We start from the raw sequence: 19506 nt of genomic DNA, 5'->3' as shown, positions 1-19506 counted from the left end.
GATTCTAAAGCGCAAACTTACTCAAAAAGGAATTATAGCGATAATTTTTTATGAATATCTTCTACAAATTTTTTGAACTGTTTGTCAGTTGAAACTAAGTTGTCAACCGTTTTGCATGCATGAAGAACGGTAGCGTGATCTCTATCTCCAATTTGTGAACCAATATTTGCCAAAGAAGATTTAGTAAATTTCTTAGCAAAGAACATGGCTAATTGTCGGGCTTGAACAACGTGACGCTTTCTGGTTTTAGATTGTAAAGTATCCAAATCTAATTGGAAATAATCAGAAACAACTTTTTGAATATATTCAATAGAAATTTCTCGTTTTACATTTTTGACAAATTTCTCAACTACATTTTTAGCCAAATCTAAAGTAACTTCTTTTTTGTTGAAAGAAGATTGAGCAATCAACGAAATAATAGCACCTTCCAACTCACGTACATTTGACTTGATGTTTCGAGCTACATATTCTATAATTTCATCAGGCATTTCAACACCATCACGATATAAAATATTTTTTAAGATAGAAATTCTGGTTTCGTAATCCGGTTGGTGTAATTCAGCAGATAAACCCCATTTGAAACGAGACAACAAACGTTGTTCGATATCTTGCATATCAACAGGTGCTTTGTCCGAAGTAAGAATTACTTGTTTGCCGTTTTGGTGTAAGTAATTGAAAATATGGAAGAATACATCTTGTGTTCCTGTTTTTCCGGAAAGGAATTGAACATCATCAATTATCAACACATCAATTAATTGATAGAAATGAATAAAATCGTTTCTGTTATTTTTCTTAACGGAGTCAATATATTGTTGTGTAAATACTTCAGCCGAAATATATAATACGGTTTTTTCTGGGTATTTATCTTTAATTTCAACGCCAATAGCGTGCGCTAAATGTGTTTTTCCTAATCCAACACCGCCAAAAATTAATAAGGGATTGAATGAAGTTCCGCCAGGTTTATTGGCAACAGCCATACCAGCTGAACGAGCTAATCTGTTAGAATCACCTTCAAGGAAATTGTCAAAACTATAATTTGGATTAAGTTGCGACTCAATTTTTAAATTTCTAATTCCCGGAATTACAAAAGGATTTTTTAATTCTGGATTTAGGTTTTTAAATGGAGCATCAACATCTTGCGATTTTATTGGACTGCGGTGTGCACTTGGCAATTGTTCTGTAAACGGTTGTTTATTGCCATAAGTGTTCTCCATTTTGATTTTATAGAGTAACTTTGCATTTTTGCCAAGTTCTTTAGTTAATGCAACTTTTAATAATTTCACATAATGTTCTTCAAGCCATTCGTAAAAAAATTTGCTGGGAACTTGTATGTATAGAGCATTATCAGTTAGTTCGACTGATTTAATCGGTTCAAACCAAGTTTTAAAAGCTTGCTCTTGAATATTGTCTTTTATAAACAGTAGACAGTTTTCCCACACCGATTGCGCAGTTTTGCTCATATTTGGTTTAAAATTATAGTATTTATTTATTAGGTTTTAACTCTAAAAAAACAACGAATGTTTTAATGTATTTCGGGGTAACAAATATGTGAATAAAATTCGTTAAAAAAAATTAAATTGGCATTGATTTTTTAAAAAAAATGTTGTAATGATAAATTAATATTTAGATAAAAAGTATAAAAACAAGATGAAAGAACATGAAATTCAAGTTAGAGTGCGTTACTCAGAAACCGATCAAATGAGTGTGGTTTATCATGGAAATTACGTGCCTTATTTTGAAATGGGACGAGCGGAATGGCTTAGAAATAAAGGGTTTTCATATAAAGCACTAGAAGAATTCGGAATTGCATTACCAATTGTTTCTATGACTATAAATTACAAAAAACCAGCTCGTTATGATGACTTACTTACAGTCATTACTAAATTTAAAAGCCACAGTTCTGTGAAGATAGAATTTGATTGCGAAATCCGTAATGAAAACAATGAGTTGTTAACAACTGCCTATTTTTTATTGGTTTTTGTGGCTATAAATTCAGGAAAACCTATTGCGCCGCCAGATTATATTCTAGACGTTTTAAAAGACTAAAGATTTTATTTTTTTTGTATTTTAACTTCAAATAAATTAGTAAAAATGTCGAATACCATTTCGGCATTTTTTTTTCGGGTTGAAATTTTTATTAGGCAATTTTCTTCCATTTGTTGGGAAATGATTTCTAAGTTTTTCTCTTTAATGACACGCATGACTTTGTTCATGTTTTTGTAATCAAAAGAAACTTCGAAATGGACATTTATTGTTTTTTCAATGATTACAGTTTCTTCTAGCGCCATTTGAGCAGCAGTTTTATAAGCCGAGATTAATCCGCCAACACCCAATTTTATACCACCAAAGAAACGAACAACCACCACTAAAACATTGGTTACACCAAAAGATTGGATTTGTCCATATATTGGCATTCCTGCTGAATTACTTGGTTCTCCATCATCATTAGCGCGAAAATAGACCGTATCGGTTCCGAGTTGAAATGCATAACAAAAATGACCGGCACCAAAATGCTGTTTGCGTAAGTTGTTTAAATGTGATTTGATTTCTTCTTCGTTGGTTACCGGAAAGGCATAGCCAAAAAACTTGCTGTTTTTTTCTTTAAAAAGAATTTCTGTCAAAGGTGAAGCAATGGTTTTAAAAGTATCTTTTATTTCCAAAACTACAGAGGTAAGTGCTTTTGGTCAAACAAATCGACGACATCTTCTTCACCAACTTTTAAATTCCATACATGTAATCCTAGTGACTCGGCGGCATCAGTATTGTCTTTTTTATCATCAACAAACAAAGTTCGTTTAGGCGATAAATCATGTTTACGCAATATGGTGTTGAAAATTTCAGCGTCTGGTTTTCGCATTCCCATCTCATAGGAGTAGTATACTTTTTCAAAGCAACGATAAAAATCGCTGTAAAAAGACATGCCTACTTTATGTTCAAAACGACTAATGTGAATAGAATCAGTATTAGTTAACAAGAACAAGCGATACTTTGACGAAAGCATTTGTAAAAACTCCAATCTTTCAAGAGGGAAGTCGCCTATTATGGAGTTCCATGCTTTTACGAGTTCTTCAATACTAGCCTCTGGAATGTATTTTGAAAAAGAATTTATAAATTCCAATTCGGTTATTTTTCCTTTTTCAAATAAGTCATTGTGCGCTATCAAATCTTCATTTGGCCCGTCCAAGCCTAATTTTTTAAACTCTTCAATTGATGTTTCTTTGTTTAGATTAATAAAAACATCTCCAAAATCGAAAATTATAGCGTTAATCATGGTTGAAAAAAAGTTTAAGTTGGTCGTCTTTACTACTTTTTGTTTGGAAATTTTCATTTAAAATTGGTGATTTGATACCGTTTTTTAAATGAACGTTGCCCACAAAAACTCTAGCTTCATCCCAAAGATTATCGTCTATAAAAGTTTGAAGGGTTTGTCTTCCGCCTTCAATTAGTATAGATTGAATGCCATATTTATATAAAATATCGGCAATTTTTTTGGTTAGCTGGATATCAAAGATAGCATTTTCATAAATACAATTTTCACTAGATGTTAAATTTTCTTGCTCAGTTATTATGATAGTCTTAATTTGTTCATCTTTTACATAATGATTTTTACTAATTCTTCCATTTTTGTCTAAAACAATCCGTATTGGATTTTCACCAAACGAATCCCGAACATCTAATTTGGGATTGTCGTCTAAAACCGTATTAGTTCCCACCAAAATTGCCTGTTCTTCGCTTCGCCATTTGTGAACCAATTGTCTCGAAAATTCATTGGAAATCCAAACAGGTTCTTTTTTGTCTTTGGTCAATGGTGCTATAAATCCGTCCTGACTTTCTGCCCATTTCAATATAATGTAAGGGCGCTTTTTTTGATGAAAAGTGAAAAAACGTTTGTTCAACTCATTGCATTCTTTTTCTAAAATTCCAACGATTACTTTTGCTCCGTTTTCGATTAATCGTTGAATTCCAGCTCCAGCTACTTTACTGTTTGGGTCGATAGTTCCAACTACAACATTTGGAATTTTATGTTTGATAATTAAATCACAACAAGGCGGTGTTTTCCCGAAATGACTGCACGGTTCAAGCGATACATAAATGGTAGCCTTTTCTAATACTGATTTGTCTTTAACAGAATTTATCGCATTGACTTCGGCATGAGGTTCGCCTGATTTTCGGTGCCAACCCTCGCCAATTATCTCATTATTGTAAACAATTACACTACCAACTAACGGATTTGGATAGGAAGTTCCTAAGCCATTTTTGGCTAATTGGATACAGCGGTTTATATATTTTTGATGTATATTCACCTCACAAAAATAAGACATTACTTTTAGAATGGATAGCATCGTAATAAGAGAAATTAAAAAGGAAGATAACCAGCAAATAGCAGCGGTTATTCGGGAAGTTTTTATTGCAGATAATTTCCCAAAAACAGGAACTGCGTTTGCTGATGCCCAATTGGATTTTATGTTTGAAGCTTATAATAAACCAAGGGCAACTTATTTTGTAGTCGAAAGCGAAGGCAAAATCATTGGTGGCGCAGGAATTTCGCAATTGGAAAATTCTACAGAAAATATCTGTGAATTGCAAAAAATGTATTTCCTGCAAGAAGCCAGAGGCAAAGGAATTGGTTTTCAAATGATACAAAAATGTTTAAAAAATGCTGCCGAGCTAGGTTATGAGAAATGTTACCTCGAAACCTTACCCGAAATGCTGACAGCACAACATTTATACAAAAAAGCTGGTTTTGAATATCTTTGTGCACCAATGGGGAATACGGGTCACACTACTTGTCCGGTTTGGATGATTAAACAATTGACAACTGATAATGAATAATAGATAATGCTACTCAAAAATTATAAAGCTACTTTTCTTCAAGAGCTTTCCTCTTTGTACGACGAACAAGAAATAGATAGTTTTTTCTATATTGTATTGGAGAAATTGCATGGTTTGAAACGGATAGATTTGGCCCTAGACCCACAAATGGTTATGGATGGCAATCATTTAAAACAATGGAAAAGTGTCGTTTCGGATTTAAAAAAGCAAAAACCTATTCAATATATTCTAGGAGAAACAGAGTTTTTTGGCTCACTATTTTTAGTTAATGAAAACACGCTAATCCCGAGACCTGAAACCGAAGAGTTGGTTGAATTTATTATTTCAAATAACCAAATAACTGCTTTGCCGAAAAACCTTAAAATCCTTGATATTGGTACAGGAAGCGGTTGTATTGCTATTTCATTGGCTAAGAACCTTTCTACTGCTGAAGTTACTGCGATTGATATTTCGGAGAATGCTTTAGATATAGCCAAAAGGAATGCAGAATTAAATGGAGTCAAAGTGAATTTTGTTGTTAAAAATATTTTGGAAACAGCTGATTTTAAGCAACTATTTGATATAATAGTTTCCAATCCGCCGTATGTTCGGAATTTGGAGAAAGCTGAAATTAAGCCTAATGTTTTAGAATATGAACCTCATTTAGCTTTGTTTGTTGCAGATGAAGATGCCTTGCTTTTTTATCGAAAAATTGCTGAATTAGCAAAGAAAAATTTAAATTCGAATGGGAAATTATATTTTGAAATCAATCAATATTTAGGAAAAGAAACGGTTCAATTACTCGTAGATTTGGGCTTCAAAAATGTTGAATTGAAAAAAGACATTTACGGAAATGACAGAATAATTTCCTGTAATCTTTAATTTCAGAACGCTATTATTCATAACGCAATGCCTCAATTGGGTCAAGTTGAGAAGCTTTTATCGCTGGGTACAATCCGGAAACTAAACCAACAATAAAACTGGTTATAAATGCAGCAATAATGGCACTCCAAGGAATTACAAACGCCAACTTAAGAAGTGATGAAATACCATAACCAACTAAAATCCCTACTATAATACCAAAGAAGCCACCAATTTGCCCTATGGTTATTGTCTCAACAAAAAACTGAAAAGCTATATCACCTTTTTTGGCGCCAAGCGCTTTTCTAACTCCAATTTCACGTGTTCTTTCGGTTACCGAAACAATCATAATATTCATCAAGGCAATAGATGAACCCAGGATAGTAATTATCCCAATTAGCCAAGCAGAAACACCTAAGAAACCTGTAATACTTGCTATCTTGTTTACTAAATCATCACTTCTGGAAATGCCAAAATTATCTTCTTCTACAGGATTTAACTTTTTAATCTTTCGCATAGTGACAATCGCATTGTCAATCGCGTCATCGAGTAATTCTGTTCTTTGAATCATTGTACTCAACGAATAATTGATATTGGGTGCCGAAAATAAAGAGCGAGCTACTTGAATAGGAATCATAACCCTCAAGTCTCGGCTGTTGCCAAAAGTGGAACCTTTTTCTTTTAGAACGCCAATAACTTTAAATTTGGCACCGCGAATGGATAGTATTTTTCCAATAGGATTTACATCTTTCAGCAATCCTTTAGAGGCAAAATCAGAACCGACTACACACGAATAAACATTGTTTGAAATGTCGAAAGAATTAAAATTTCTACCTTGTGTAAGTTCCAACCCTGAGTTGGTTAAAAAATACTCGTCAACACCTAAAACTGAAATTTCGGGATCCGTTTTTTGATTTTCAAATTTAACTTCCGCCGTTGAAGTTGCAATAAAAGAAAGCGAGGTTTGCGTTAACGGGAAACTATATTTTTCTTTAAACGCTTTAGCCTCGGGATACGTAATAATGGGATTTATTTTTTCAATTTTATTAATTCCGCCACTTCCTCTTAATTGTGTTTTGTATTGATTTATATTGAAGGTATTGGAACCCATTGTGGCAAAAGCGGTGTTCAGATTGTTTTCGAAAGCAGCAACTACAGTCAGAATTCCAACTAAAGCTGTAATTCCAATAGCAATAATAACAATGGTCAAAATGGTACGAAGTAATTGCGTTCTAATTGAACTTAATGCAATTTTTATGTTTTCTCTAAAGAGTTTGAGTCCTATCATAACGCAAATTTGACACTAATTTAAATGATTTGTTACAAGAATATTTACTTAGTTGCTTAAATAGTTTTAAAAAATAAGATATTTGCAAAATGATTTAGGATTTGGGATTTTCGATTTAGGATTTTCCCAATAATCAATACCTAAATCCTTATTCCTAAATCCTTAATTAAACAATGGCATCAAAACCAAGTATTCCAAAAGGAACCAGAGATTTTTCACCAGCAGAGGTTTCAAAGCGTAATTATATTATTTCGATAATGAGACATCATTTCGAGAAATTTGGTTATCAACCAATTGAAACGCCTTCATTTGAAAACTCAGATACTTTAATGGGAAAATATGGAGAAGAAGGCGACCGTTTGATTTTTAAGATATTGAATTCAGGAGAATATTTAAAAGATGTCCCTTTACATTTTTTAGAATACAAACAGGAAAAAGCGATTACACCAAAAATCTCCGAAAAAGCATTGCGTTACGATTTAACCGTTCCGTTTGCACGTTATGTGGTACAACACCAAAGCGAGATTGAATTTCCGTTTAAGCGCTATCAAATCCAACCGGTTTGGCGTGCTGATCGTCCACAAAAAGGTAGATTCAGAGAGTTTTATCAATGTGATGCTGATGTTGTTGGTTCCAAATCATTGTGGCAAGAAGTAGAGTTGGTGCAATTGTACGATTCGGTTTTTGCTGAATTAGGTTTGAATGGTGTTACTATTAAAATTAATAACAGAAAGATATTATCGGGAATTGCGGAGGTTATTGGTGCTTCGGATAAATTAATTGATTTTACAGTTGCTTTGGATAAGCTCGATAAAATAGGAGAGGACGGCGTAAAAAAAGAAATGCTTGAAAAAGGAATTTCGGAAGCGGCTTTGATAAAAGTACAACCATTGTTCAACTTTACCGGAACAATTCAGGAAAAATTAGAAAAGCTAACACAATTACTTTCATCTTCTGATGAAGGGAAAAAGGGTGTCGAAGAGTTGCGTTTTATTTGTAACAACGTTACTAAACTCGGTTTGCAAAAAGCTATTTTAGATTTAGATGTGACTTTAGCTCGAGGGTTGAATTATTATACGGGAGCTATTTTTGAGGTTACTGCTCCAAAAGAAGTTGCCATGGGTTCAATAGGTGGTGGTGGACGTTATGATGATTTGACCGGAATTTTTGGTTTAAAGGATATGAGCGGCGTTGGAATTTCGTTTGGTTTGGATAGAATTTATTTGGTTCTTGAAGAGCTAAATTTATTTCCGGAGACGGTTACTAATGCTACAAAAGTACTTTTTTTAAATTTTGGTGAAAACCAAACTTTTGAAGCGATGAAAGCCATTACGACACTTCGAAATAAAAATATTAAAGCCGATATTTATCCTGATGCAGCTAAAATTGACAAGCAGTTTAAACATGCTGAACGTAGAGGAATTCCTTTTGTGGTCAAAGAAATTGATGGTTCGAACTTTACTTTAAAAGATATTCAGACAGGAGAACAGCTTCTAGTAAATCTTGAAATTCTCATAGAGAAACTTTCTTAATATTACATTAATCTTCTGAGTTGAATAAGAAAAAAAAATCCCCGCCGAAGCAGGGATTTTTTTTCTTGTATAAAAAAGCAAATTAGTGTCAAATAAAGAGCAGAACAAGATATTATTTTAGTATTATTTTTTTAGATATGTCACCATTATCAGTAGTTACTTTTACGATGTAAGTTCCCGTGCTTAAATCTGTAATGCGTAATTGTATATCCGCTTGGTTTTGGTTATAAATTTTCCAAACTTGAACCTCTTGGCCTAATAAGTTGAACAATGAAACTGACTTCACATTTACTTCTTGTAACTCGTTTTTAATATTTATCATGTTGTTAGCTTGCGAATGTATTACGCTAATTCCATGATTTACTTCCTGATCAACTGTTCCGAGCGAAGAACCATTAGTAAATCGCAATGAGAATCTTGAATCATAAGTTCCAACTGGTAAATTGATTTGGAAGTTTTGATCTTTAACACTATGGTAGAGTGAAGTTACATTGTCATAGATGTATATTTCTTGAGAATCACTAAAATTTTCTTTTCCATCTACAACAAAACTAACATTACCGGCCACAGCATTTTTAACACCTAATGGGTATATGTTGTTTACATTAAAAGCACCATCACCATTGATGTTTAATTTATCAGTTCCATTTATGAAATACATATCATTAGTAGGAGTTTCAATGCTTAATCCATCATAACCATTGTCAAATCCTGATGTTGCATGTTCATTCATAAATCCTAATAATATTTGTCTGTGATAATTATCAGCTGAATTATAACCCACTCTTAGTTTCATAAATTGTTCGTCAACAAAAGTATCGGAAGAATTATTAAATGCTGGATTAATAACTGATATCGGACCATTATTTTGTTTAAACATAGAGTACGAAGTTGCATCGTCTTCTTTTATAAATAGTCTTTGACCATTGTTAAATGTTATACTTCCGCCAGTAGCTGATCCTGTTACAAAAAATCCTTGTCCAACTGGGATAAATCTTTTTGGAGTTTTACTACTTGAACCTATTCCGCTTACACCAGCTGGAGCAACAGGTGCAGTTCCACCAGTTTTTGTGTAAGTTGCATAACCACCTTGATACTGTGCGGTTGCGTGACTTGAATTTGTATTATAGTGCTCCCAGATATATAATGTTCCTTTTATGCTTGCTGCATTGTCATCTATAAATTGATTGGCATCAATTGCAGAAGGATAAGGATTACCACATAGGTTCAAATTATTTGCACCAACTGTTGAAGTAATAGTACCATTATTTGGTTTACCAACGAAGGTGTAATTTTGATCAGCAGCAGCTGAACCACATCCTTTCATAGTGAATCCTTGACCCGGTAATAGTGCTCCATTTTGTCCAACAGATGACCAGTTAGCGTAACTGTTAGATGAGTTTTGGAATTTAAATATCCAATAGCTACTCAATGTAATAGGAGTTGTTGGCGAACCATTAGTTCCTGTTGTCCATTGAAGGTTTTGAATATTGTTTGGATCGGTTCCATCTTTCATAACACCAGCAACTGTAAATCCATGATTAATAGTAGTACTGTTTATTGTACTAACAGGAGATGACCAGTAGTTATAGTTATATTTTATTGCTTGTCCTTGTTGATCTCTTTCTAATGAACCAGCGCTTGTAACATCTAATTCACTATTTGCAGTTTGAACTAATTGAGATTTTCCAACTAAATCAATTTTACCATCTAATTTTAAATACCAGTCATTTTGAAGTTTGGTATTATTTGTCATATTAACAGTTACTCCTGGGTCAACAAACATTGCTAAATCTACGCTGTTTGTAGTTTCAGTAATATTATGTTTTACTTGGATTATTGAATAATCGTAATCATAAACATCTAAACCTCTGATGTCATTTGACGCATCATTAACAGCTGTTGAAAATGTTCCTGTTGTTGCCGTAACAAAAGGCATTGGAGCTTGTTGTACATTTATAACTTTATGGTTATATAATTTCATACCTGTGCCAGTATCGATTGATGCAGTTGTTAAATCATCTACAATATCATCTTTGTAGGTATCCATTCTGTAATATCTTAATACGTTTGCAAAAGGTAATGAGCCAATATCCCTAGGAACTATAGCACCTCTTACTTGTGAAGCTGTATTTTGTATTTCTTGATATACCATGCGTTCAACTTGTGTATTAGTTAAGGTAGTATTAAATACTCTTACTTCATCAATTTTACCTTTAAAATAGTTAGTGCTTGACGCTGGATTTTTACCTAGTGTTAATTTTGTAGCATCGGCTGAAATACTTCCTGATACAGCTTGTGTAGCTACTAATTTTCCGTTTAAATACAAGTTTAAATTTCCACCACCATAAGTTGCCGCTACATGATACCATCTAGAAGTTGTCATAGGTGTAGCAAAAGTTAAAGTTGTACTGTTGACAATTACTTGCAATGTTTTTGCACTAGAAACTCTAATTTGGAATTTATCTTGACCAACTACAACACCTGTAGTACTAAAAGCACTGTTTAAATCTATCCAAGCCATCAAAGTAGCATTTGATAATCCACCTAAGATTGCAGTGTTTTCAGCATAATCGTTTCTTCCATCAAAATCTAAAAACAGTTTTCTGTCTAAATCTCTTGGAGAACCTTTTACAGCGTCATTTGTATCAAAAGCATCTGTAATTCCGTCAAGATCTGCATCTCCCGGAGTATCTATTCTACCATCATTATTAGCATCATAGCTGCCATATAAACCAGCTTTGATATCATTAACTCCATCATCGTTAGAGTCTAAATCTTTATAATCTGGAGTACCATTAGTATCGGTATCTTGAGCATAAGCTCTTGTTGTTGTTCCAAAAACAGTAGAGTTATCATAAAGGTTTAATAAACCGTCACCATCTGAATCCAGGCCATCACCTTTACCGTCACCATTTATATCTCCGTCACCATTTAATATACCGGCTTCATCAACGTCAAAAGCTGTATCGTTATCACTATCTAAATCTAAATAATCTTTCACACCATCACCGTCTGTATCTGGTGTTGAATAAGTTCCGGCAGTTATCATAGTTTCTATGTAGTCATTAAGACCATTTGAGTTAGCATCAACCCAAGTAGCAGCGCTGCTTCTATCCATTACAGATTTATTACTACTATAAGCTTTAAATCCGGCTTCTTCAATATCTGGAATACCATCGTTTTCATCATCTACGTCAAGTAAGTCAGCAACACCATCAGCATCTGAGTCAATACAGTTTTGGTTGATTATAATTTGTACGTCATCTATAAAGTTACCATAAGATAAACCTCCTGTAGATGAAACTGCAGTAAAGGCTAATACGATACTCGTTTGACCTACCGGAATACTGTATGTACCCGAATAAGATCCCCAAGAAGTATTTCCATCTGTCATGGTTGCAACTGTTGCAATTGTTGCCAAAGTTGCTCCAAATCTAACTTCTGCAACGTCAGTACCAGATCTTCCTCTGTGCTTGATAGCCCAATTTATTGTTCCTCCAGCACCATTTAGACAAAATGTTTGGTATAGATTTCCGGCAACGTTTGCATTTAATTCTGCAAATTGATTACCTGCTGCAGACGGTACGCCATTAAATCCGGTACTCCAAATTTCAATGAAATTTTCTGCACTATTATTCCATCCGGTAACATTTGCAGCTGGTTCGATGCTGTATGTTGAAGCCCCAATTACGGGAGCTTCAAAACTTCCGTTTACGAATGGGTCACTTATACAAGTTCCACATTCTACTATATCTATAATTCCATCATTATCATCATCTTGATCGGTATTGTTTTCAATTCCATCACCATCATTATCAAGTAAACCTGTACCTTGAATAGCAAAATCATAAGGGTTTTCGCTACTGTCATTATTAACAATGTTAATTGTTGCAACTCTTGTAAATACTCCACTTGGATTAAATGTTACTACAAAAGTAGTACTTGAGCCTGCAGCAATTGAAAGTGCTCCTGGATTTGTTGATATACTAAAGTCTGCCGCATTAAGTCCAGATATAGTTGGGTTAGAAATTGTCAATGGAAGTGAACCAGTATTCAAAATCGAGAAAGTACGGGTTACAGTTGCAAGATTAATATCTGCAGGACCAAAATCTGTTCCATCTGAAACAGAAGGTACTGTATCTCCATCAACAATTGATATACTAAGACCTTGTAAATCTATTTCCTGAACAACACCAGTTCCTTGAATTGAAAAATTATAAGGATCTTCATTACTGTCATTATTTATAATACTTATTGTAGCCGATCTTGTACCTAAAGCAGTCGGTGAAAAAGTAACTACAAAAGTGGTACTTGCTAATGCTGCAACTGTTGCACTTGGAAGAGTAGTAACTGTAAATTCTGAGGCGTTTGGACCACCAATAGTTATTGCTCCAATATTTAATGTAAAATTTCCATTGTTGTAAATAGTAAAAGTTCTGGTTGAAGCAACAGAACTAAAGTCTGTCCAGTCTGTTGTTGTTGGAGTTATGTCTCCGTCAACAATTGAAGTTGCATTTCCTTGGATATCAATTTCAGGTATAATACCAAATCCTTGTATTGAAAAAGCATACGGATTTTCAGTAGCATCGTCGTTTGCGATACTAATAGTAGCGGTTCTGTTATTGATTACACTTGGAGAAAATGAAACTGTAAAAGTAGTTGTTCCAAATGCAGCAACAGTTGCACTAGGTAGCGAGGTAACTGTAAAATCTGAAGCATTTAAACCTGAAACAGTTATTGCGCCAATGTTTAAAACTATATTTCCAGTATTTCGAATAGTAAATGTTCTTGTTCCTGCAACTGTACTAAAATCTGTCCAATCTGTAGTTGTTGGTGTTGTATCCCCGTTTACAATTGAAACAGCATTTCCTTGAATATCTATTTCTTGTTCAACTCCAGTTCCTTGAATTGCAAAATCGTATGGATTTTCGTTAGTGTCATTATTTACAATTGATATTGTAGCCGTTCTAAGTCCAACGGCGGTTGGATCGAAAGTAATAGTAAATGTTGTGCTAGAACCAATACCAACTACACTGCTTGGAGCTGATGTAATTGTAAATTCACTCGCATTCAAACCAGATATAGTAGCGGTACCAATATTTAAAGCAGAAGCACCAGTATTATAAATCGTAAAAGTTCGGGTTGTAGCTGATGTTCCAAAATCTGTCCAGTCAGTAGTTGTAGGTGTTGTATCACCATCTACAATTGAAGTTGCATTTCCTTGAATGTCTATTTCAGCATAATTAATAGTAGCAGTTACAGGAGTTCTTGGAGTTGAGGTACAAGCTCCATTAACAGCTTCAACATAATAGATTGTAGTTGTTGAAATACTTGGAGTTGTAAAACTTGTCCCAGAGCCCAATGAAGGACCACCAGTTATATTTGCATACCAAGATATTGTACCAATAGAAGCAGTGGCACCTAAAGTTAAAGTTCCGGTTCCGGTTCTTGATGCAGGAGTTGTGCTTGTTATTGATGGCATTGTATCAACAGCCATTGTAATACCACTTGATGTAACAGGAGAACCTGCCAAACAAGGTGTTGCATTTGATGTCATTACGACTGTAACTACATTAGTATTTGATAATGTGGATGTTGTAAAAGTAGATGCAATCTCTCCGAGAACATTTGTACCATTAATTTTCCATTGATAAGTTGGAGTTGTCCCTCCGTTAGTTGGAGTAGCAGTGAAAGTTACACTTGTTCCAGCACATATAGTTCCAGATGGAGAAGCTGCAATAGTTACACCAGCTGTTAATATTGGATTAATAGTAACCGATGTTGTTGGTGTAATAGTACAACCACCAGTAGATAAGGTATAGGTTACTGTATAGCTTCCAGCCGTACTAGTACTTGGAGTGACAGCACCTGATGCAGCATTTATTGTTAATCCAGCAGGGCTTGCAGAGTAAGTCCCACCAGCAGTACCAGTTTGTGTTACACTTTGTGCAGTAGCTATTGATTTACAGAAAGGATTACCAGCATAAGAAATGGCAGCTGTTGGTATGGTAGTAATTGTAACTGATGCTGTTGTTGTAACGATTCCACAACCACTAGCTGCAGCAATAGTATAGGTTACAGTATAAGTTCCGGCCGTGCTAGTACTTGGAGTTACATCTCCGTTAGCAGCATTTAAAGTTAACCCAGCAGGACTAGCAGAATAAGTTCCACCAGTAGTACCAGTTTGTGTTACACTTTGAGCAGTTCCTAATGATTTACAGAAAGGACTACCAGTATAAGAGATAGTTGCAACAGGTATAGCAGTAATAGTTACCGATGCCGTTGGTGTGATAGTACAACCACCCGTAGATAGGGTATAGGTTACTGTGTAAGTTCCGGCCGTACTAGTACTTGGAGTCACAGCACCAGTTCCAGCATTTAAAGTTAACCCAGCAGGGCTTGCAGAATAAGTTCCACCAGCAGTACCAGTTCGAGTTACACTTTGAGCAGATGCTAAAGATTTACAGTAAGGACTACCAGCATAAGAAATGGCAGCCGTTGGTATAGTAGTAATTGTAACTGGCGCCGTAGTTGTAACAATCCCACAACCACTAGCCGCAGCAATAGTATAAGTTACAGTATAAGTTCCGGCCGTGCTAGTACTTGGAGTCACATCTCCGTTAGCAGCATTTAAAGTTAACCCAGCAGGGCTTGCAGAATAAGTTCCACCAGCAGTACCTGTTTGTGTTACACTTTGAGCAGTTCCTAACGATTTACAGAAAGGGCTACCTGCATAAGAAATAGTTGCAACAGGTAGAGCAGTAATGGTAACCGATGCCGTTGGAGTAATAGTACAACCACCAGTAGATAAAGTATAGGTTACAGTATATGTTCCGGCCGTGCTAGTACTTGGAGTGACAGCACCTGATGCAGCATTTAAAGTTAACCCAGAAGGACTAGCAGAATAAGTCCCGCCACCTGTACCAGTTTGTGTTACACTTTGAGCAGATGCTAAAGATTTACAGTATGGACTACCAGCATAAGAAATGGCAGCCGTTGGTATAGTAGTAATTGTAACTGATGCTGTTGTTGTAACGATTCCACAACCACTAGCTGCAGCAATAGTATAAGTTACAGTATAAGTTCCGGCCGTGCTAGTACTTGGAGTTACATCTCCGTTAGCAGCATTTAAAGTTAACCCAGCAGGACTAGCAGAATAAGTTCCACCTGCAGTCCCAGTTTGTGTTACACTTTGAGCAGTTCCTAATGATTTACAGAAAGGACTACCTGCATAAGAAATAGTTGCAGTAGGTAGAGCAGTAATGGTAACCGATGCCGTTGGAGTAATAGTACAACCACCAGTAGATAAAGTATAGGTTACAGTATAAGTTCCGGCCGTGCTAGTACTTGGCGTCACAGCACCTGATGCAGCATTTAAAGTTAACCCAGCAGGGCTAGCAGAATAAGTCCCGCCACCTGTACCAGTTTGTGTTACACTTTGAGCAGATGCTAAAGAAGTACAGTAAGGACTACCTGCATAAGAAATGGCAGCTGTTGGTATAGTAGTAATTGTAACTGAAGTAGTTGTTGTAACTATCCCGCAACCACTAGCCGCAGCAATAGTGTAAGTTACAGTATATGTTCCAGCCGTGCTAGTACTAGGTGTAACAGCTCCAGTTGAAGCATTTAAAGTTAACCCAGCAGGACTAGCAGAATACGTTCCACCAGTAGTACCTGTTTGAGTTACACTTTGTGCAGTTCCTAATGATTTACAGAAAGGGTTACCTGCATAAGAAATAGTTGCAACAGGTAGAGCAGTAATGGTAACCGATGCCGTTGGAGTAATAGTACAACCACCAGTAGATAAAGTATAGGTTACAGTATAAGTTCCGGCCGTGCTAGTACTTGGCGTCACAGCACCTGATGCAGCATTTAAAGTTAACCCAGCAGGGCTAGCAGAATAAGTCCCGCCACCTGTACCAGTTTGTGTTACACTTTGAGCAGATGCTAAAGAAGTACAGTAAGGACTACCTGCATAAGAAATGGCAGCCGTTGGTATAGTAGTAATTGTAACTGACGCCGTAGTTGTAACGATTCCACAACCACTAGCCGCAGCAATAGTATAGGTTACAGTAAAAGTTCCGGCCGTGCTAGTACTAGGTGTAACAGCGCCAGTTGAAGCATTTAAAGTTAACCCAGCAGGGCTTGCAGAATAAGTTCCACCAGCAGTACCTGTTTGTGTTACACTTTGTGCAGTTCCTAACGATTTACAGAAAGGGCTACCTGCATAAGAAATAGTTGCAACAGGTAGAGCAGTAATGGTAACCGATGCCGTTGGAGTAATAGTACAACCACCAGTAGATAAAGTATAGGTTACAGTATAAGTTCCGGCCGTGCTAGTACTTGGAGTGACAGCACCTGATGCAGCATTTAAAGTTAACCCAGCAGGACTAGCAGAATAAGTCCCGCCACCTGTACCAGTTTGTGTTACACTTTGAGCAGATGCTAAAGATTTACAGTATGGACTACCAGCATAAGAAATGGCAGCCGTTGGTATAGTAGTAATTGTAACTGACGCCGTAGTTGTAACAATCCCACAACCACTAGCTGCAGCAATAGTATAAGTTACAGTATAAGTTCCGGCCGTGCTAGTACTTGGAGTCACATCTCCGTTAGCAGCATTTAAAGTTAACCCAGCAGGACTAGCAGAATAAGTTCCACCTGCAGTCCCAGTTTGTGTTACACTTTGAGCAGTTCCTAATGATTTACAGAAAGGACTACCTGCATAAGAAATAGTTGCAGTAGGTAGAGCAGTAATGGTAACCGATGCCGTTGGAGTAATAGTACAACCACCAGTAGATAAAGTATAGGTTACAGTATATGTTCCGGCCGTGCTAGTACTTGGCGTCACAGCACCTGATGCAGCATTTAAAGTTAACCCAGCAGGGCTAGCAGAATAAGTCCCGCCACCTGTACCAGTTTGTGTTACACTTTGAGCAGATGCTAAAGAAGTACAGTAAGGACTACCTGCATAAGAAATGGCAGCTGTTGGTATAGTAGTAATTGTAACTGAAGTAGTTGTTGTAACTATCCCGCAACCACTAGCCGCAGCAATAGTATAGGTTACAGTAAAAGTTCCGGCCGTGCTAGTACTAGGTGTAACAGCTCCAGTTGAAGCATTTAAAGTTAACCCAGCAGGACTAGCAGAATACGTTCCACCAGTAGTACCTGTTTGAGTTACACTTTGTGCAGTTCCTAATGATTTACAGAAAGGGTTACCTGCATAAGAAATAGTTGCAACAGGTAGAGCAGTAATGGTAACCGATGCCGTTGGAGTAATAGTACAACCACCAGTAGATAAAGTATAGGTTACAGTATATGTTCCGGCCGTGCTAGTACTTGGCGTCACAGCACCTGATGCAGCATTTAAAGTTAACCCAGCAGGGCTAGCAGAATAAGTCCCGCCACCTGTACCAGTTTGTGTTACACTTTGAGTAGATGCTAAAGAAGTACAGTAAGGACTACCTGCATAAGAAATGGCAGCTGTTGGTATAGTAGTAATTGTAACTGAAGTAGTTGTTGTAACTATCCCACAACCACTAGCCGCAGCAATAGTATAGGTTACAGTAAAAGTTCCGGACGTGCTAGTACTTGGCGTAACAGCGCCAGTTGAAGCATTTAAAGTTAACCCAGCAGGACTAGCAGAATACGTTCCACCAGCAGTACCTGTTTGTGTTACACTTTGAGCAGTTCCTAATGATTTACAGAAAGGGTTACCTGCATAAGAAATAGTTGCAACAGGTAGAGCAGTAATGGTAACCGATGCCGTTGGAGTAATAGTACAACCACCAGTAGATAAAGTATAGGTTACAGTATAAGTTCCTGCCGAGCTAGTACTTGGCGTCACAGCACCTGATGCAGCATTTAAAGTTAACCCAGCAGGACTTGCAGAATAAGTCCCGCCACCCGTACCAGTTTGTGTTACACTTTGAGCAGATGCTAAAGAAGTACAGTAAGGACTACCAGCATAAGAAATAGTAGCAGTTGGCAGAGCAGTAACTGTTATAGATCCTGTTTTAGTTACAGTTGGTCCACACCCACCTGTTAAGGTAATTGTATAATTATATGTTCCTGCCACAGATGGAGTTCCGTTAATTGTATAAACGTTTGATGCCCATGCACCAGTAACTCCTGTTGGAAGGCCTGATATACTTGCTCCAGTTGCTCCAGTAGTAGTATAGGTAATATCTGTTATAGCTGAGTTAATACATTTGGTTTGAGCATCAGTTCCAACTGCTGAACTTAATGTAATTGTATTTATACAAGGTCTAAGAACTAATAAGATACCACCATTTCGTTCTGCAGAAGAAAGGGTTGCTCCACCTGCACTAGTTGCACCAGTTGATGCTTTTATTGCCCATGCTCCACCAACAGATGTTTGTGTGTTAGCATTATGCTGAACATCAAATAACTCAGTAAGCGCTCCAGGTGATGTTGTTGTCCATGCTGACCAAGTAGGGAAACTCCCTGCTGTTTGCCCCAACATAATTACAGCAGCGTTTGCGGTAACAGTAGTTTTAGTAGTTCCAACTACACCGGTTTGGCTTCCTTGAACTGAAATAGTCCCTGAACTAACATCAAATGGTGTTGAAGAATCTACACCGGAAAATGCTATAATAGCACCAGCTGCACTATCTGTTGCACTACCCATTGTAAATACAAAATTAGATGCTGAAACGTCGGTTGCATTAGCTATTTTGTATAAAACAGCAGCGTAACGTTTTGTACCGCCAGCAAGACTTCTACCATCAATAAGTGTCCATCCTGTAGCCGTTGGAGCATTAGTATTGTTGTTCCCTTGGGCTAGATTAACAATCATTAGGTCATTAACTGCAAGACCAGTTGGCTTATTAATTGTAAGAGTGGTGTTTGAAGAAGTTGCTGTTGTAGCAGTTCCTCTTTGTGCAATTTGAGCATATCCAAAACTACCAATTAGTAAGGTAATTAATATTATGCAATTCTTTTCTACTTTTTTAAGTAATAAATTTTTCATAACTCGGGGTATTATGA

At 36.4% G+C, this 19506-nt stretch carries 10 protein-coding genes; 4 read left to right on the top strand and 6 right to left on the bottom strand.

The window, feature by feature from the left end; genetic code table 11:
* Positions 1-32: 32 nt before the first annotated feature.
* A complete protein-coding gene (dnaA, locus tag QWY90_RS11550) occupies positions 33-1460 on the bottom strand; it encodes a chromosomal replication initiator protein DnaA (protein ID WP_136150566.1) in 1428 nt (475 codons plus the stop codon).
* Positions 1461-1647: 187 nt separating this feature from the next.
* Here dnaA and QWY90_RS11545 point away from each other — a divergent pair, with 187 nt between their 5' ends.
* Positions 1648-2046, top strand: a complete 399-nt coding sequence (locus QWY90_RS11545; protein ID WP_290286077.1) for an acyl-CoA thioesterase — start codon at positions 1648-1650, stop codon at positions 2044-2046.
* Between the two features lie 5 nt (positions 2047-2051).
* On the opposite strand, the gene QWY90_RS11540 is transcribed toward QWY90_RS11545, so the two are convergent.
* The 3 genes from QWY90_RS11540 to ribD are packed head-to-tail and all read right to left on the bottom strand — an operon-like array spanning position 2052 to position 4304.
* Positions 2052-2660 (bottom strand): IMPACT family protein, encoded by a 609-nt coding sequence (locus tag QWY90_RS11540; protein ID WP_290286076.1) that lies wholly within the window; start codon positions 2658-2660, stop codon positions 2052-2054.
* A 2-nt stretch (positions 2661-2662) separates the two neighbouring features.
* Complete coding sequence (locus tag QWY90_RS11535; RefSeq protein WP_290286075.1) at positions 2663-3271, bottom strand: HAD family hydrolase; 609 nt, start codon at positions 3269-3271, stop codon at positions 2663-2665.
* Positions 3264-4304: a bifunctional diaminohydroxyphosphoribosylaminopyrimidine deaminase/5-amino-6-(5-phosphoribosylamino)uracil reductase RibD gene (gene ribD / locus QWY90_RS11530; protein ID WP_290286973.1), complete on the bottom strand. Its 1041-nt coding sequence runs from the start codon at positions 4302-4304 to the stop codon at positions 3264-3266. Before ribD ends, QWY90_RS11535 begins: the two co-directional genes overlap by 8 nt.
* Before the next feature lie 28 nt (positions 4305-4332).
* Here ribD and QWY90_RS11525 point away from each other — a divergent pair, with 28 nt between their 5' ends.
* Positions 4333-4833, top strand: a complete 501-nt coding sequence (locus tag QWY90_RS11525) for a GNAT family N-acetyltransferase (RefSeq protein ID WP_290286074.1) — start codon at positions 4333-4335, stop codon at positions 4831-4833.
* Positions 4834-4839: 6 nt separating this feature from the next.
* The gene (gene prmC, locus QWY90_RS11520; protein WP_290286073.1) at positions 4840-5694 is read left to right on the top strand and encodes a peptide chain release factor N(5)-glutamine methyltransferase; all 855 of its coding nucleotides are present in this window, start codon (positions 4840-4842) and stop codon (positions 5692-5694) included.
* Between the two features lie 13 nt (positions 5695-5707).
* Here the strand turns inward: prmC and QWY90_RS11515 are convergent, their stop codons facing one another.
* A complete protein-coding gene (locus tag QWY90_RS11515; RefSeq protein ID WP_290286072.1) occupies positions 5708-6961 on the bottom strand; it encodes an ABC transporter permease in 1254 nt (417 codons plus the stop codon).
* Positions 6962-7134: 173 nt separating this feature from the next.
* Here QWY90_RS11515 and hisS point away from each other — a divergent pair, with 173 nt between their 5' ends.
* A complete protein-coding gene (gene hisS, locus QWY90_RS11510; RefSeq protein WP_290286071.1) occupies positions 7135-8493 on the top strand; it encodes a histidine--tRNA ligase in 1359 nt (452 codons plus the stop codon).
* 112 nt (positions 8494-8605) lie between these two features.
* On the opposite strand, the gene QWY90_RS11505 is transcribed toward hisS, so the two are convergent.
* Positions 8606-19489, bottom strand: a complete 10884-nt coding sequence (locus QWY90_RS11505; RefSeq protein WP_290286070.1) for a T9SS type A sorting domain-containing protein — start codon at positions 19487-19489, stop codon at positions 8606-8608.
* Positions 19490-19506 lie beyond the last annotated feature (17 nt).

The organism is Flavobacterium paronense (genome assembly GCF_030409795.1).
Classification (GTDB): Bacteria; Bacteroidota; Bacteroidia; order Flavobacteriales; family Flavobacteriaceae; genus Flavobacterium; species Flavobacterium paronense.
The sequence above is the reverse complement of the archived record's forward strand: the minus strand, read 5'-3'. Positions and strand labels throughout refer to the sequence as shown.

Bases quoted from the DNA above. Each gene is read 5' to 3' on its own strand.
- QWY90_RS11505 (WP_290286070.1), bottom strand. From the start codon at position 19,489: ATGAAAAATTTATTACTTAAAAAAGTAGAAAAGAATTGCATAATATTA.
- QWY90_RS11535 (WP_290286075.1), bottom strand. From the start codon at position 3,271: ATGATTAACGCTATAATTTTCGATTTTGGAGATGTTTTTATTAATCTA.
- QWY90_RS11525 (WP_290286074.1), top strand. From the start codon at position 4,333: ATGGATAGCATCGTAATAAGAGAAATTAAAAAGGAAGATAACCAGCAA.
- prmC (WP_290286073.1), top strand. From the start codon at position 4,840: ATGCTACTCAAAAATTATAAAGCTACTTTTCTTCAAGAGCTTTCCTCT.
- QWY90_RS11515 (WP_290286072.1), bottom strand. From the start codon at position 6,961: ATGATAGGACTCAAACTCTTTAGAGAAAACATAAAAATTGCATTAAGT.
- dnaA (WP_136150566.1), bottom strand. From the start codon at position 1,460: ATGAGCAAAACTGCGCAATCGGTGTGGGAAAACTGTCTACTGTTTATA.
- hisS (WP_290286071.1), top strand. From the start codon at position 7,135: ATGGCATCAAAACCAAGTATTCCAAAAGGAACCAGAGATTTTTCACCA.
- QWY90_RS11545 (WP_290286077.1), top strand. From the start codon at position 1,648: ATGAAAGAACATGAAATTCAAGTTAGAGTGCGTTACTCAGAAACCGAT.